Origin of the sequence: Staphylococcus sp. IVB6181, assembly GCF_025561445.1 — a bacterium.
Lineage (GTDB): Bacteria > Bacillota > Bacilli > Staphylococcales > Staphylococcaceae > Staphylococcus > Staphylococcus simulans_B.
Genome location: NZ_CP095096.1, coordinates 1546382 through 1563067, shown reverse-complemented (window position 1 = coordinate 1563067; position 16686 = coordinate 1546382). Strand labels below are relative to the sequence as shown.

At 36.7% G+C, this 16686-nt stretch carries 16 protein-coding genes and 1 other RNA gene; 2 read left to right on the top strand and 15 right to left on the bottom strand.

Annotation, left to right across the window (positions count from 1 at the left end; genetic code table 11):
• Positions 1-19: 19 nt before the first annotated feature.
• From MUA90_RS07660 to MUA90_RS07640, 5 genes are all read right to left on the bottom strand, one after another.
• Entirely contained in the window at positions 20-1147 is a 1128-nt protein-coding gene (locus MUA90_RS07660; protein ID WP_114603347.1) for a THUMP domain-containing class I SAM-dependent RNA methyltransferase, read from the bottom strand.
• A 134-nt stretch (positions 1148-1281) separates the two neighbouring features.
• Positions 1282-1663: RNase P RNA component class B (rnpB, locus tag MUA90_RS07655), an RNA gene on the bottom strand.
• A gap of 95 nt (positions 1664-1758) precedes the next feature.
• Positions 1759-2088, bottom strand: coding sequence for a cell division regulator GpsB (gene gpsB, locus MUA90_RS07650; protein WP_105992777.1), 330 nt, complete (start codon positions 2086-2088; stop codon positions 1759-1761).
• A gap of 12 nt (positions 2089-2100) precedes the next feature.
• Entirely contained in the window at positions 2101-2667 is a 567-nt protein-coding gene (locus tag MUA90_RS07645; protein ID WP_262586097.1) for an SLOG family protein, read from the bottom strand.
• Positions 2660-2998, bottom strand: a complete 339-nt coding sequence (locus tag MUA90_RS07640; RefSeq protein ID WP_114603346.1) for a DUF1798 family protein — start codon at positions 2996-2998, stop codon at positions 2660-2662. The genes MUA90_RS07645 and MUA90_RS07640 overlap by 8 nt, the downstream gene beginning before the upstream one ends.
• Before the next feature lie 285 nt (positions 2999-3283).
• On the opposite strand from MUA90_RS07640, the gene recU reads away from it, so the two are divergent.
• Positions 3284-3910, top strand: coding sequence for a Holliday junction resolvase RecU (gene recU / locus MUA90_RS07635; RefSeq protein ID WP_262586095.1), 627 nt, complete (start codon positions 3284-3286; stop codon positions 3908-3910).
• Entirely contained in the window at positions 3907-6168 is a 2262-nt protein-coding gene (locus MUA90_RS07630) for a transglycosylase domain-containing protein (RefSeq protein ID WP_114603344.1), read from the top strand. The genes recU and MUA90_RS07630 overlap by 4 nt, the downstream gene beginning before the upstream one ends.
• Before the next feature lie 115 nt (positions 6169-6283).
• On the opposite strand, the gene MUA90_RS07625 is transcribed toward MUA90_RS07630, so the two are convergent.
• From MUA90_RS07625 to MUA90_RS07580, 10 genes are all read right to left on the bottom strand, one after another.
• Positions 6284-6616 carry a YpoC family protein gene (locus tag MUA90_RS07625; protein WP_262586094.1) on the bottom strand — a complete coding sequence of 111 codons (333 nt, stop codon included), beginning with the start codon at positions 6614-6616 and terminating at the stop codon, positions 6284-6286.
• An 11-nt stretch (positions 6617-6627) separates the two neighbouring features.
• Complete coding sequence (nth, locus tag MUA90_RS07620) at positions 6628-7296, bottom strand: endonuclease III (protein ID WP_105992771.1); 669 nt, start codon at positions 7294-7296, stop codon at positions 6628-6630.
• A complete protein-coding gene (locus tag MUA90_RS07615; RefSeq protein WP_262586092.1) occupies positions 7296-7973 on the bottom strand; it encodes a DnaD domain-containing protein in 678 nt (225 codons plus the stop codon). Before MUA90_RS07615 ends, nth begins: the two co-directional genes overlap by 1 nt.
• 100 nt (positions 7974-8073) lie before the next feature.
• Positions 8074-9366, bottom strand: coding sequence for an asparagine--tRNA ligase (gene asnS, locus MUA90_RS07610; protein ID WP_105992769.1), 1293 nt, complete (start codon positions 9364-9366; stop codon positions 8074-8076).
• A 132-nt stretch (positions 9367-9498) separates the two neighbouring features.
• On the bottom strand, positions 9499-12189 hold the full coding sequence (locus MUA90_RS07605) for a helicase C-terminal domain-containing protein (protein WP_262586090.1): 2691 nt from the start codon (positions 12187-12189) through the stop codon (positions 9499-9501).
• Positions 12190-12204: 15 nt separating this feature from the next.
• Positions 12205-13176: a biotin--[acetyl-CoA-carboxylase] ligase gene (locus MUA90_RS07600; protein WP_262586088.1), complete on the bottom strand. Its 972-nt coding sequence runs from the start codon at positions 13174-13176 to the stop codon at positions 12205-12207.
• A complete protein-coding gene (locus MUA90_RS07595; RefSeq protein ID WP_262586086.1) occupies positions 13169-14368 on the bottom strand; it encodes a CCA tRNA nucleotidyltransferase in 1200 nt (399 codons plus the stop codon). Before MUA90_RS07595 ends, MUA90_RS07600 begins: the two co-directional genes overlap by 8 nt.
• The gene (gene bshA, locus MUA90_RS07590) at positions 14361-15491 is read right to left on the bottom strand and encodes an N-acetyl-alpha-D-glucosaminyl L-malate synthase BshA (RefSeq protein ID WP_262586084.1); all 1131 of its coding nucleotides are present in this window, start codon (positions 15489-15491) and stop codon (positions 14361-14363) included. Before bshA ends, MUA90_RS07595 begins: the two co-directional genes overlap by 8 nt.
• A 36-nt stretch (positions 15492-15527) precedes the next feature.
• Positions 15528-15845 (bottom strand): nucleotide pyrophosphohydrolase, encoded by a 318-nt coding sequence (locus MUA90_RS07585; protein ID WP_114603337.1) that lies wholly within the window; start codon positions 15843-15845, stop codon positions 15528-15530.
• Positions 15846-15974: 129 nt separating this feature from the next.
• A complete protein-coding gene (locus MUA90_RS07580; RefSeq protein ID WP_398577385.1) occupies positions 15975-16655 on the bottom strand; it encodes a zinc metallopeptidase in 681 nt (226 codons plus the stop codon).
• Positions 16656-16686 lie beyond the last annotated feature (31 nt).

Genomic DNA, 16686 nt, shown 5'->3' with positions numbered 1-16686 from the left:
ATTCACCCCTATTCAATTTTTATTTCTTTTTCTTAGCCCAATATTGGTAATACGTACATTCAATATAACCATTAAAAAGCTTTCTGCGTTTCGTAGCTTTTTGTTGTGTTAAGTATTCGAATTCTTTGTTGCTTGTTAAAATGTATTCCGATAAATTCGGATGCTGACGCATTAATTTACCAAGATAACGATACATTTCCTCTACTTCTTCTCTATCGCCGATACGTTCACCGTATGGCGGGTTGCCGATTAAAGCAATAGGGTCTTCAGTATGGATATCTAATGTATTAACATCTTTGACACCAAATTGAATGACTTCGCTTAAACCTACCTCTTCCGCATTGCGTTTTGCGATATCAACCATATCTGAATCGATATCATAAGCATATACTTCAACAGCTTTGTCATAGTCTGCTTGCTGATCAGCTTCATCACGCAATTGGTCATATAAGTTATCCGGCATAATGTCCCATTGTTCTGATACAAATGAACGGTTAAAGCCTGGCGCAATATTTTGAGCGATTAAGCATGCTTCTATCGCAATTGTTCCTGAACCGCAGAAAGGATCAATCAATGGAGTGCTGCCGTTCCAGTTCGCTAAACGAATTAACGCCGCTGCTAAAGTTTCTTTAATCGGTGCTTCACCTTGCGCCATTCTGTATCCGCGCTTATTCAAACCTGATCCTGAAGTGTCGATAGTTAAAAGCACTTCATCTTTATGGATGGCTACTTCAAGCGGATATTTGCTGCCGGTTTCTTCTAACCAGCCTTTATGCGCATATGCGTCTTTCAAGCGTTCGACGATTGCTTTTTTTACAATGGCCTGCACATCAGGCACACTGTGCAATGTGGATTTGACACTGCGGCCTTGTACAGGGAAATTCCCATCTTCTGTAATGATTGTTTCCCAAGGGAGTGCCTTTGTTTGTTCGAATAGTTCTTCGAAGGTTGTCGCTTTAAAACGCCCCATTACTAAACGGACTCTGTCAGATGTACGGAGCCACAAATTGCTTTTAGCGATGGCAGTTTCATCGCCTTCAAAGAAAATTCTTCCGTTTTCTACTTGTGTCTCATATCCGAGTTCGTTGACTTCTTTGGCAACGACAGCTTCGAGGCCCATTGGACAAACGGCTAATAATTGATACATATGTGTTGACCTTCCTTCTATTGGTTTTGTGTACTACATTATTGTAGCAAATTTTGAAGCGGTTATATATGCGAGAAAATACAATACAAATTAAAAAAGCTCTCCAACTTGGAGAGCTAGCCTAGTGATGATATTTCTATAAGCCATGTTCTGTACCTTGGTACTCATAACGTGCACTAGTAGGCACTGGTACGCAGGTGGTAACCATCTGTCTGAAATAAAGCTTTTCGTTAGTTTATTTCCTCATTTATACGTTGAATTCCGCTAAACAAGTGCTCCTACCAAATTTGGATTGCTCACTCGAGGGGTTTACCGCGTTCCACCTTTTACATTTCTGTAAAAGCTCCGTCACTGTGGCACTTTCAAGCTACTCTAGTCATATCTTAGCGACTTAGACTATTTCACTGCCGTCTTATAGCCTTGACTTATTGTTTCATCAAGCACGAACACTACAATCATCTCAGATTGTGCGAGCATGGACTTTCCTCTATATTGCTATAGCGATTACCCGAAATATCACTTCTTAAAATTATAGCATGGTTCTTTATCAATGGTAAAGTTAATCTGTAAAATAGAAATTATTCAGATTTCAGAAGCTTTGATCCATTAAGTTACTTGCCGAATACAGCTTTTTCTAAATTAGAAATACGTTTTAAAATATCTACATTGCTTGTATTCGCATTCGAAGAAAAGTTTTTGTTTTCTTGCGGTCTAGAAGTTGCGACACGTAAACGCAATTCTTCAAGTTCTTTTTTCAACTTATGGTTTTCTTCATTTAGTTTAATGACTTCATTGTTCATGTCGGCCATTTTTTGATAGTCTGCGATGATGTCATCTAAAAATGCATCTACTTCTTCCCTTCTATATCCACGTGCAAGGGTTTTTTCGAAATCTTTTTCATAAATATCTTTTGCTGATAGTTTTAAAGATACATCTGCCATTTTTTCTCCACCTCATTCGAAACTTTCTTCTTCAGACCACTGTATATCACTGATGAATGTATTGATTTCATCAAACGTTACAACATCATAAGTATAGTTTGTTTGTTCTGCAAAATCAACTAGCATACGTTTAAAGAACTTCGGGCTTGCTTCTTGCTCTTCATCGTAGATGAGAATTGTGATATCTGTGTGGTCAAGCATAAAACGATCAGTTTGTTTAAATTGAAACGGACCTTCATAAGGTGCATGATGTACAGTCTCATGAAAATCACTATTTTCAATGATTTGTTGATACTTTAATTGGTTTTGTTCATTCCATCGCTCAGTATGATTTTGAAACGGTGCAATGACGCCTAATTTTAAATCTGGGTATTCGGATTTTAATTCAATGACAACTTCGGCTGTCCAAAATTCAATACCCAATTGCCCTTGTATTAATACCCATTCCAAGCCTTCTTCAATCAGAGATTTCAATTTATTTTTTAAGAATAATTTGAGATATTTTACCTCTGGTGCATCATCTTTGAAAATGTTCAGTTCATAGGATTTGTATCCCGTCACATAAGCAGTTTTAACCATAGTACTTTTCACAATCCTTAATATAGTTCAAGTCATAATTTACACTTTTCAACTTCTCCATAAACATCTTTCTGCTTGTTTTAGAATAATGACATTCTACTGAAAGTTTTTCAATGTTTTCCTTCAACATTTCATATTTCAGTTTATTCATATAAGGAAGCGCCACAATGTGTTCAGCTTGGCCGTCCAATTGAAAGAGTATTTCATCTATATGTGATACAAATGGAACAACATCTTCTTTAAATGCATAGCACTTGCCGTTTTTGGCTGTTTGATATCTTTGCTCCATTTCTTGGGTGAGCTTTATCAATTTTTCAATATTTATATCCATTCCAAACCACCCTTTCATTTATAAAATAGCACAGATTATGATGTTCGTCATTTTGAAAATCCCTGAAAAATCCGCACTGCAAGGGAGTTTCGGATTGTTTATTGCCGCAAATAACGTTAAAATAAGTGACATATACACAAAGGGTAATATCTATCATTCTGTTAAGTATATTCTTAAGACAATTAAATGTCATAAAGAATATAAATAAGCGCGCAGAGTTTGCATATACCTGTAATTTGTGTATAATAGTTACGGTTTTATAAACCAGTTGGTGTGGTGAAATAAATGAATTATCCAAATGGTAAACCATTTAATAGAAATACGACTAAAGTTGGACGCACAAACATGCCGCAGTCAAGTAAAATCAAGTATGGCGGACGTGGAATGACTTTAGAAAAGGAAATTGAATTATCAAACGATTACTACCTTTCTACAGGTAAAGCAGTAATACACAAAAAACCGACACCCGTTCAAATCGTCAATGTTTCTTACCCTAGACGCAGCAAAGCTGTGATAAAAGAAGCATATTTCCGCACCCCATCTACAACTGATTACAACGGTATTTATAATGGCCGTTATATTGATTTTGAAGCGAAAGAAACACAAAGTACCACATCTTTTCCATTAAAGAATATACATGAGCATCAAGTAAATCATATGAAGGCAGTATATGAGCAAAAAGGTATTGTTTTTCTCATTATACGTTTTAAAAAGCTTGATGAAGTCTATATATTGCCTTATAGTGCTTTTAAAGTATTTTGGAAAAGACATGTGAACAACATCAGAAAATCGATTACAGTTGAAGAAATAAGAAAAAATGGTTACCATATTCCTTATCAGTATCAACCACGTTTGAATTATCTCAAAGCCGTTGATAAGTTGATATTAGATGAAAGTGAGGACCGCGTATGACGGAAAGAAAAAGGACTTCTCATTCTAATAATGGAAAGTCCGGTAAAAAACAGAATAAAAGTATTAAAAGGACAATTATTAAGATTATCGGCTTCGCAGTAATTGCATTTATTGTCTTAGCATTAGTTGGTGTTTTATTATTTGCCTATTATGCTTGGAAAGCACCGGCTTTTTCTGATGCAAAATTGAAAGATCCGATTCCAGCTAAAATATATGATAAAGATGGGAAGCTGGTTAAAACGCTTGATAATGGTCAAAGACGTGCGCATGTTGATTTGAAGGATGTTCCTCAAAACATGAAAGATGCCGTTTTAGCTACCGAAGATAACCGTTTCTACAAGCATGGCGCTTTAGACTATAAACGTTTATTCGGTGCTGTTGGTAAAAATATTACCGGCGGTTTCGGTTCGCAAGGTGCATCAACTTTAACACAACAAGTTGTTAAACGTTCGTTCTTGACTGACCAAAAGTCAATTGGCCGTAAAGCGCAAGAAGCTTACTTATCTTACCGTTTAGAGCAGGAATACAGCAAAGATGAGATTTTCCAAATCTACTTAAACAAAATTTACTACTCTGATGGTGTTTACGGGGTTAAAGCTGCAGCTAAATACTACTTCAACAAAGACTTGAAGGACTTGAATTTAGCTGAAGAAGCGTACTTAGCAGGATTACCTCAAGTACCTAACTTATACAATGTGTATGACAACCCTAAAAGAGCAGAGGATCGTAAAGACACTGTATTATACTTAATGAATTATCATAAGCGTATCAGTGATAAACAAATGAAAGAAGCTCAGAATACGCCGATTGAAAAGAATCTTGTAAAACGCAGTGCGGATGATCGTGCAATTAAACCAGATACTAAAGATCCAGAGTACAACTCATATATCAACTTTATTAAATCTGAATTAATGGCACATCCGGAATTCAAAGATAAAAATCTTGCGGATTTATTAAACAGCGGTATCAAGATTTATACAAACATGGATTCTAGTGTTCAAAAAGCATTGCAAAACCGTATCGACAATGGTAATTATTACAAAAATGATGACCAGCAAGTCGGTTCAACAATTGTTGATAGTAAGAGCGGTGCACTCGTTGCGATTTCAGGCGGCAGACACTTCAAAGATGTTGTCGACCGCAACCAAGCAACAGATGCCCACCCTACTGGTTCTTCATTGAAACCATTCCTAGCTTACGGTCCGGCAATTGAAAATATGCAATGGGCAACGAACCATGAACTTCAAGATGAAGCAGCATACATGGTAGACGGTACAACATTCAGAAACTATGATACGAAGAGTCATGGTAATGTATCGCTTTATGATGCGTTAAGACAAAGTTTCAACATTCCAGCATTGAAAGCTTGGCAGCAAACAAAACAAAATGCCGGCCAAGATGCACCTAAGAAATTTGCGAAACAAGTCGGATTAGAATACCAAGGTGAAATTGGCCCATCAGAAGTTCTAGGTGGTTCATCATCTGAATTCTCACCTACTGATTTAGCTTCAGCATTTGCTGCTTTAGCAAACGGCGGTGAATATAACCAAGCACACGGTATTTCTAAAGTTGTCGACCAAGAAGGCGATACTACAGAGTTCGACCATAAACACCACAGAGCTATGCATGATTACACTGCATACATGCTTTCAGAAGTATTGAAAGGTACATTCGAAGCATGGGGTTCTGCTTATGGACATGGCGTTTCAGGTGTTAACTTAGCTGCCAAAACTGGTACAGGTACTTACGGCGGAGAAACTTACCAACAATACAACCTTCCTGATAATGCAGCGAAAGATGTTTGGATTAACGGTTTCACTCCAAGATACTCTATGTCAGTTTGGATGGGCTTCAGCAAAGTAAAACAATATGGTGAAAACTCATTCGTTGGACACAATGAACAAGAATATCCGCAATTCTTGCTTGAAGATGTAATGTCAGATATTAGTCCTCGTGACGGTCAAGACTTTACTAGACCTGATTCAGTTGCAGGCTCAAGCAAATCTGATTTATCTGTTGTCAACCACCCTGATGGCAATACAACTAGCCGTAAAGTCAACGGCAATGGTTCTACTCAAGGCGGAAGCAGCAGTAACAGCAGCAGCCAACAACAAGGCAGCAACAGTTCAAATCAAAATTTAGGCAATAACAACAGCCAACAACAAGGCAATAGCAATCAACAAAATAACAATCAAAATGGAAATGCATTATCAAGATTCTTTAATCTCAATGCCATTTTCAATGATAAAGTTTCATAAATGAAATAAAGGTGCAGCAGCTCAAGATTTTGAGCGCTGCACCTTTTTCTATACCAAGAAAGCCTCCAACGATACTTATAAGGTTGGAGGCTTTAATATTATCATTAATTCAATTCTATCGTTTTTGATGAGATTGTCTTGCTTTATATGCCGCATTCATTTTAATCAGTTCGCTGACTAATGTTTTCATTTGGCGATAACCCATAAAATGATGTTTGCGTTGATGGATATAATCGAAGCGTTCTTTAAAATTGATAGGCACAACAGCATAATTATCGAGCTGATCAAATGCGATAGTATCTATATTGTTGATGTCGACAAAGTAACGTTCGATCAATGCTAAATATTGATCAAGCAGTGCTTTGCCTTCATCAGAAGTGAGCTGCTTATTTTTTGCTAGGGCATCAATTTTTACTTCTAATGCTTCGAAATCAGCTTTTGTTATCACAATATCACTCCCTATGCTTTTGCTTCTTTTCTTAATTTTTCGCGGTAGCGCTTTTGTCCTTCTCTGCAATCATCAAATAATGGACAGACATCACATTTAGGTGCTCTTGCCAGGCAATGATAGCGTCCGAAGAAAATCAGCTGATGATGGCTTTTATTCCAACGGTCTTTAGGAATGACTGAACAAAGTCTCTCCTCTACTTCTTTAACACTGTCTTTCCAGCGGCAAATTCCTAATCTTTTTGAGACACGTTCAACATGCGTATCGACCGCGAGTGCAGGTACACCGAATGCGACGCTCAAAACAACATTAGCAGTTTTTCTGCCTACCCCTGCTAAACTTTCTAAATCAGCACGGTTATTTGGAATCTGGCCATCAAATTTATCTAATAACGATTGGCTGAGCTTTTTGATGTTTTTGGCTTTATTTCTATAAAGACCGATAGACCGGATATCTTGTTCTAGTTCTTCTAAACTGACATCCAGATAATCTTGCGGTGTTTTGTATTTTTGGAATAAGTGTTTTGTGACTTTGTTGACTAAGACATCTGTACATTGCGCAGACAGCAGTACAGCAATTGTAAGCTCAAAGGCATTATCATGTTTCAATTCGATTTCCGCATCTGGAAACATGTCATCAATCACATCTATCATAGCCAATGCTTTTTTCTTGCTTAACATTATGAATCCTCCTGATTTAACCAATCGAATTTAGGTATCTTCTTAACAGCATGTTTCATTTGAGGGGTATGATATTGACTGCTGATCTTTTTAGAATCTTCCACAGTTTTGACATTGTTTTTCTTCCAATTCAATAAAATGCGATCAATGTATTTGAAACTCATTTTTTCTTGGCTTAAAGCTTCATTTACTGCAGCTTGAATCACATATATTTCATGATGATCGACATCGATCCATTGATTCAATGTATCGATTTCTATTGGAGAGAGCGGACGTCCGAATGCATTTTCAATCATATTGAATAATGTTTTGAAAGCTTCTTGGTCAGTCAGTTCTTCTTTTTTCGCTTCTTGCGATTTCAATACATCGCTGAATGCTTGATAAAATCCATCTAAATTCATAAATTCCGCAAAACGGCCCTCTTCATCTTTTTGAACAGTTAAATCTAACATATTCAATTGAATTAAACGCTGGATAACCGCAGTTACTTCGCGTTCTTTGAGCGTCGTGCCTTTGCTTAAGTATTCAATAGACGGTTGCTTATTTGAATGTTCATATTCATAAATCAGTTTGATTAAGATGACAAGGTCGCTTTCAGACAGACCCATCTCAGTATAATGATCCAGCAGTTCCCTTCTTATAACGACTGGGCGTTTGCGCAGCAATTCTATATTCAAAGTGAACACCCCTTCTTTTTGTGCGTACCTATTGAAAGGCCCAGTCATACTGTATGCATATGACTGGACCTCATTTATTGTTTATTGAAATGCATAAGTCTTATGGATATAAACGGTTAAGCAAACGTGGGAATGGTGCTGTTTCTCTGACGTGTTCTACACCAGAAATCCAAGCCACTGTTCTTTCTAAGCCTAAACCGAATCCGCTGTGCGGTACAGAGCCATAACGACGCAAGTCTAAATAATAGTTGTAGCTTTCTCTATCTAAACCATGTTCATCAATGCGTGATTCTAATAACTCTAAATCATTAATACGTTCAGATCCGCCGATGATTTCGCCGTAACCTTCAGGCGCAATTAAGTCTGCGCATAATACTGTATCTTCGTTTTCTGGGTTCGGCTGCATATAGAATGGTTTGATTTTTGTTGGGTAATTTGTGATAAATACTGGTAAATCATAATGGTTGGCGATTGCTGTTTCGTGCGGTGCACCGAAATCTTCGCCCCATTCGATATCATCGAAACCTTGTTCTTTTAGATATTCAATCGCATCATCGTATGAAATTCTTGGGAATGGTGCTTTAACTTTTTCAAGTTTTGAAGTATCTCTGCCTAAAGTTTTAAGTTCGATTTCGCAATTTTTAAGTACAGATTGAACAACGTGTGTTACGTATTGTTCTTGTACTTCTAAGCTGTCCGCATGGTTATAGAACGCCATTTCGCCTTCAATCATCCAGAACTCGATTAAATGACGGCGTGTTTTAGATTTCTCTGCGCGGAATGTTGGACCGAATGAGAAAACTTTGCCGTAAGCCATAGCCGCAGCTTCTAAATATAATTGACCACTTTGTGATAAGAATGCATCTTCATCAAAGTATTTAGTATGGAAAAGCTCGCTTGTGCCTTCCGGTGCACTTGCTGTTAAGATCGGAGGATCGATTTTAACGAATCCGCTATCATGGAAGAATTCATATGTTGAACGGATAATTTCATTACGGATTTGCATAACCGCATGCTGCTTTTTAGAACGCAGCCATAAATGACGATGATCCATTAAGAATTCAGTACCGTGATTTTTAGGTGTAATCGGATAATCATGTGCTTCTTGAATGACATCAATAGATTGCACTTGCATTTCATAACCTAAATCTGAACGGTTATCTTCAGTAATTGTTCCAGTAATATATAAAGATGACTCTTGATTAAGGTTTTTAGCTGTAGCGAATGTATCTTCATCAACTTCTGATTTCACTACAACACCTTGCATAAATCCTGTTCCGTCACGTAATTGCAAGAATGCAATTTTACCGCTAGAACGTTTGTTTTGAAGCCAAGCGCCGATAGTGACTTCTTGACCAATGTAGTTCTTTGCTTCTTTAATTGTAGTCTTCATTATTCAAACTCCTATACTTCTTTTTGACATTTATTAGCGCATTCATCATTACTCATATGCATGAGTTGATTGTTTACTTTTAACCCGTTTACATTTTATCAAATAAATGGGGTTTGTTCTAGTTGATACGCCCTATTCTGTCTTTAATCTTTTTAAATTTTTATTGAACTTCTGCAAGTTGCCGATTTGCTGATTAAATGCTTTTAACGTCTGCATAAAGAAATGCTGGTAATTGCTTTTGACTAAGCGGTCATCAAAGGACACGATAATACCTCTGTCGTTCTCATTGCGAATGAGACGTCCGAGCCCTTGTCTGAACCTGATAACAGCATCAGGCAATACATAATCTTTAAACGTAGAAACAAATTCAGAATCCATTAACCAATATTTAGTATTGTTTTGATTCATGAACGGCAACTTAGCAATCATAACACATTTGATGCCTTCGCCTTGGAAGTCGAATCCTTCAAAGAAGGTACCAGTACCAAGCAGAATGGCTTTATCAAAACTATTGAATTGCTGTGCAATCTTATAATTTTGGCTGTTATTCTGCTGAGATAAAATGATGTAATCTTCAAAATCAGGCAGATCGTTTAATAATTCCTGGACATGGTACATCATTTTATAGCTGGTAAATAAGACCAGGCACTTCGATTGTGTGGTATTGACGTATTCCGTAATATAGCTGACAATCGCATGTTCATATTTTTCAACATCGCGATAATGATACGGTTCAACATCATTAGGTATAAAGATAGTTGCTTTGTTATTATTTTCTACTACTTCATCAATGATATACGTATTAAACGCCGCATCTTGATTGAACCATTTCTTATAGGCTTCGAAAGAACCATTGAACGTTAAAGTTCCTGAAATAAAGGTTAAGGCATTGAATTTATCTAAAATTTGATGCGAGAGAATGTCTTTCACTTTATAGTCTTTCACATAAATTGTGATGGTCGATTTTTGCTCTAAATTTTTTATAGATAAGAAACAAGTATGATCTTCCTTCAGACTTTGTTCAATTGCACGGAAATGGTCATTGATATAAAGCAGATGCTTTCGGATTGATTTAATCGTTTTATGGCTCATACCGTTGAAATATTCTAAAGTTAAATTTAATTTATGAATAATCTGATGGATATCCTTAAGAATCGGACCTTTATCAAATTGATTCACAAAATGAATTTTATGGTTATCATCATCATGGATGGTAGAATCATGAATAATATCAAAAATTGTCGTGAATAACGTTTCATTCAATTCATGAATATCATTCATAGCTGATTTCAAGCCGAAAACGTCAATCGGCGGTATATCCAATTTTTCTAAAATACGCTTTTGTTCAAGGTTGTCTACCGCTTTTAACAGTTTCTCATTTTCTGTTTTGCCGATTAAACCTAGCTGATATTTGATATCTGAATAGCTCAATTCATTTGTAACTTGATCTAAGGCATAATCTGGCAGACGGTGTGCTTCATCGATAATACAATCCTCAAACAGCTGATAAATACTATTTTCTTGAGAGGCATGAATGAGATGCGCATGGTTAGTGATACCGATTTGTATATTTTGAGCATTGCGTTTCAAGAAATTATAGTAATGAATATCATGACGAACCGGAACATAAGTCTCTGCTTTTTGTTCTAAATACATTTTTTGTCCGCCTTTTAAATTCAGCTCTTGGATATCTCCTGTTTCGGTTTGAGTAATCCAAATCAGCAGCTGCATCTTCAATAGTGTTACGTCATAATTTTGCGTTTCATCTTTTAAGATTTGACTGATGAGTCCAAGAGAAATGTAATCTCTCTTGCTTTTAATAATTGCCGCATTGATACGATAACCCAAGACTTTCTCAAGTGTAGGGATTTCATGTTCTAATAATTGATTTTGAAGCAGCTTTGTATTTGTTGAAATCATGACATGCTGCTTGGTTTCAATATTGTACATTAAAGCCGCAATTAAATAAGCAATGGATTTCCCTGAACCGAGCGGTGCTTCAATTAATGCTTTTTCATTATGCATCAACTGTTCTAATATAATTTCAGTCAGATAGAGCTGCTGCGGTCGATAAGTGAAACCTAATGCATCAATGACTTGTTTATAAAAGTCTTTTGTTGATCCTTCAAAATCTATTTGCGGTGCTTTGAAATCAACCTGCTTTCTGTAAATAATCTGCTCGAACTGCGCAAACTCTTTATCTAGTCCTTCATCTTTTCGCTTGCGTACCATTTCGAAAATGACATCATGCAGTTGATATTTTAAGTCTTTGCTTAAGTAATACAATTGTTTCAATGTATCTGTCGGAAGACTGTAAAGCACATTGAAAGCTTTAATCATCAATTTAGCAGTAGTTGCGGCATCTTCATCGGCACGGTGTGCATTATTTAAAGGTATACCGTGATTTTCAGCAAGTTCGCTTAATTGGTAGCTTTTATCTGTCGGAAAAGCCACTTTGAATAATTCGACAGTATCAATGGCTTTTCTAGGGTGATAAGTGATATTGCATTTTCTGAATGCATTTTTTAAAAAGTTCAAATCAAAGGCTACGTTGTGTGCGACAAAGACACAGTCTTTCAAAACATCATAGATTTCATCTGCTATTTCATGAAAATATGGTGCTTGTGTCAGCATGGTATCTTCAATAGAAGTCAGTGCCTGTATGAAAGGCGGAATTTCTAAGTCTGTTTTAATTAAAGAGTGGTAGGAACCTACAATTTCAAAGTTTCTTACAAATGTAATCCCGATTTGGATGATTTCATCATAATCCTTTTGGTTGCCGGTTGTTTCTAAATCTACCACTGCATAATTGGTTTGACTCACTTTATCGCCTCCTTCCTATAAATCAATATCAGCACTCATTAAGCGGTGTGGTTTGCCCTCTTCATCAACGACTTGCAAAAAGCCGTCTTTATCAATATCCAATGCTTGACCAGTAAATACTGTGTCGTTCTCTGTGAACTTCAACGTGCGTTGCCAAATATTTGAATGTGTTCTGTATTCTTCTCTGATGTCTTCAAACGGCACTGTCAGAAATTGTATATAGCGTTTTTTCATATTGCCCAGCAATACGTCTAAAAACTGATAACGATCGATTTTTTGATCCGCATGGTTCAATATACTTGTCGCACGATGTGCAATTTCTTTTGGAAACTCATCTGATTTTTGGTTCATATTAATACCTATTCCACAAATAACAGCTTCAATACCATCACTGTTCGCAGACATTTCTGTTAAGAAACCGCAGACCTTTTTACTGCCGATATAAATGTCGTTAGGCCATTTGATTTCGACTTTGTCGTTGGAAAAAGGTTGAATACTTTCTCTTATTGCTAAGGCCATAAACAAATTAAAAGTCGTAATTAAAGAGAAAGGTACATTCGGACGAAAGACTGCGCTCATCCATAGCCCTTTTCCTTTTTCTGAATCCCAGAAGCGGTTAAAACGACCGCGCCCTTTAGTTTGTTCATTGCTTAACACAATAATTGAATCTTGATTGCCGACAAGTTCTTGTTTTGCTGCTAGTTGTGTTGAATCGATGGTATCGAAAACCAATGTTTTCTTAAAAAAGCCTTGTTCATCAACAATTTGTTCTACAATACCAGGATACCAAGTGTCTGCCAGTTGTTCTAACTGATGACCTCTATGGTTGACTGAATTGATGACGCAGCCTTCTGCTTTAAGCTGATCAATGATTTTTTTGACTGCAGTTCGAGAAATCTGCAGCTGCTCTGCAATCATTTGACCAGAAATATATTCAGGCTGATGATCATATAAAATTTTTACAACATCTTGACTGTATTTAGACATTTGTTTTCACCCATTTTATGATTTCGCTTTGTTCATTGGACAGTTCATTATTAATAATGGCACATTCTATCGCTCTGAGTGCTTCTTTTAACCATGGACCGCCTTTACGATTTAATGTTTCTAAAATAATTTTACCATTGATTGCTATATCGGTTCTTTGATAAATCGGAAGATTTTCGTAGATTGCCTCTATCGTTTTTTGATTAAATATCAGCGGATGGCTTAATGGAATATCATTCTTCTCTAATGTAGCTTGCATGGTTAGTATATAAGATAAAACAGACAAACCATAATCATACACAAGTACACGTAATTGTTTTTTGCCATTAAGTGTACCTAACTGTTCAAAGAGTTGAACATAACGTTGAATTTGTTTCTTGCGGTCGTTGCTGATTTTCAGCTTAGCCAGTGCACCGTTTACTTCTGGCTGTTTGAATAATAAGATTGCTATCAACAATTCCAATGTTAACGGTTCATCAATCTCGACTTGTGTCATATCATAGTCTTTGAAAAACGGTACATATTTGAAGAAGTCTAATGCCAGCAGCATTGGATACACTTCAGCCGCATCTTTACCTTCTAATAACTTAACAAGCTCGACGATGATACGTTCAATTGATAGATAACCTGTATCCGGCATTTTATTTTTCATTGCTTCATACGTATGTCCTTCAATTTCAAAGCCTAATTGGGATTTGAATCGCAATCCGCGCAAGATACGCAGTGCATCTTCATTAAAGCGTTCATTTGCTTCGCCAACCGTGACAATACGCTGTTTTTGAATATCTTCATAGCCGCCGAAATAATCTCTGATATTAAAATCAGTATCCATCGCAATCGCATTCATCGTAAAGTCTCTGCGTTCTACATCTTTATATAAATCGCGGACAAAGAAGACTTCGTCCGGGCGTCGATGGTCTTTATATTCGCCTTCAGCTCGATAAGTTGTTACTTCATAATTTTCATGGTTGAATACCACATTAATCGTGCCGTGTTCTTTCCCAATCGGAATCGTATGTTCAAAAATAGTTTCGATTTCATCTGGATCCGCACTCGTAGTGATATCGATATCATGAATAGGACGGCCCATCAAATAATCTCTGACTGAACCTCCGATATAATAGGCTTCATAACCATGACTTTTTATTTGATTTAAAATTGGCGCTGCTTTTAAAAATAAATCTTTATTCATGTTTTCCCTCTAACATCTGCTTATAGTAGTATTCATATTGATCTGCGATATGTTCTGAATTGAAACGCTCTGCGATATCTTCTAGCATCTGTGTACGCAAACGTTGATATAATGCATCATTTGTAAGCAACTCAATCGCATATTCGCTAGCCTTGTCGCTATCTCCGATATCGACAATAAAGCCTGTTTCTTCGTGTTTAATCACTTCTTTTATACCGCCTGCTGTTGAACCGATAGGCACAACACCGGTTTTCATTGCTTCAAGCAAAGTCAAACCGAAACTTTCTTTTTCGCTGAGCAGCAGCACCAAGTCTGACATTTGATAGAACTGATTGACAAATTCCTGTTTGCCTAAGAACAATACATCAGCTTCAATGTCTAGCTTTCTCACAAGACGTTTCATTTCCATCAGTTCCGGCCCGTCGCCTAACAATAATAATTTCGATGGTATTTGATCATGGACCTTTTTAAATGTTTCAACGATGGTATCTATACGTTTTACTTGTCTGAAGTTAGAAACGTGAATCAATACTTTCTCATCAGGACTGATACCGTAAACTTCTCTTAAAGCATCGTTGCGCTGAGTCGGAAAATCTATTTCTCTGACAAAGTTATAGATGGGTACGATTTCCTTTTTAGTACCGATGATTTCTTGTGTTTGCTTTGCGAGTGATTGACTGACACTTGTCACAACATCACTATTTTCAATACCGAATTTAATCGCATCCTTAAGCGAATGGTCATACCCTAATACTGTAATATCAGTACCATGCAATGTCGTCATAATTTTAACGTCTTTGCCAGACATTTGACGGCCTAAAATACCGCAAATCGCATGCGGTACAGCATAATGCATATGCAAAATGTCTAAGTCATATTCTTTAATGACAGAAGCAATTTTAGTGCTTAAACTGATATCATACGGCGGGTATTGAAAGACAGCATATTGATTAACTTCTACTTGGTGGAAAGTAATATTCGGAAGCGGCTTTCTGATACGAAATGGCAAGTTTGAAGTGATAAAGTGGACATCGTTTCCCCTTTCAGCAAGGAGTATCCCAAGTTCAGTCGCAATAACGCCCGAACCTCCCATAGAAGGATAACATGTAATTCCTATCTTCATTTCAAACCGACTCTCCTTTATCTCTCTATTTTGTTTTTATTTACGTTCAAATCGATCTTTATCTCGATGATTAAATTTATCCATTGTTTCATTAAAGCTTTCTGTCATATCGATATCTAATGAATTTGCGATACACAGTAAAACAAAAAGGTTATCGCCGAGTTCTGCTTTAATTGTATTTTCGGCTTCTGTTGATTTCTTTTTCTTTTCTCCATACACATGATTGATTTCTCGTGCAAGTTCGCCTACTTCTTCAGTAAGGCGTGCTAAATTCGCAAGCGGCGAGAAATAACCGACTTTGAATTGTCCTATATATGCGTCTACTTCTTTTTGCATTTCTAACATTGTTTTCATGCGTTTTCATCTCCTTACATCTTATCTCTTAGTATATCTTATATTTTTTTATTATGCATTTTAAGTGCAATCGGCAAAATGAAAAAGCCTTGCTGAAATCAGCAAGGCCTCAAACTGTATAAGTGCTTATTAATCACTAGAGCGTGCAATTAAGATGAATCTTAATAGTTCGGCAACTGCAACTGCTGTAGAAGCTACATATGTCATTGCGGCTGCACTTAACACTTTTCGTGCGTGTTTATATTCTTTGTCGTTAACGATATTCAAATCTTTAATGTTATTAATTGCTCTCTTACTTGCGTCAAACTCTACCGGCAAGGTTATGATTGAGAATAAGACTGCGAATGCCATTAAGAAAATACCGATCCATAATGCAGTTGAACCGATTGCCATCTGCATAGATGTCAATACGATACCTGCCATAATTAAAATATAAGACAAGCTGCTGCCGATATTTGCTAATGGGAATAAAGCATGTCTGAATCTTAAATAGAAATAACCTTGAGCATCTTGAATCGCATGTCCTACTTCGTGTGCTGCGATGGCTGTACCAGCAACACTTGGACGATTGTAGTTCGCAGGAGATAAACGAATTACTTTTTTAGATGGGTCGTAGTGGTCTGATAAGAAACCTTCGCCTTCTAAAACTTCAACGTCATTTATACCATTGGCATGTAATATTTCTTCAGCCACTTCTCGTCCTGTTTTACCGCTTGTTGATCGAACTTGTGAATACTTTTCATAAGTTGATTTGACTTTGTGTTGTGCCCAAAGCGGTAAAATCATTAATATCGCAAAATAAATTATCATACTTACTAAAGACAAAATTCTCACTCCTTTA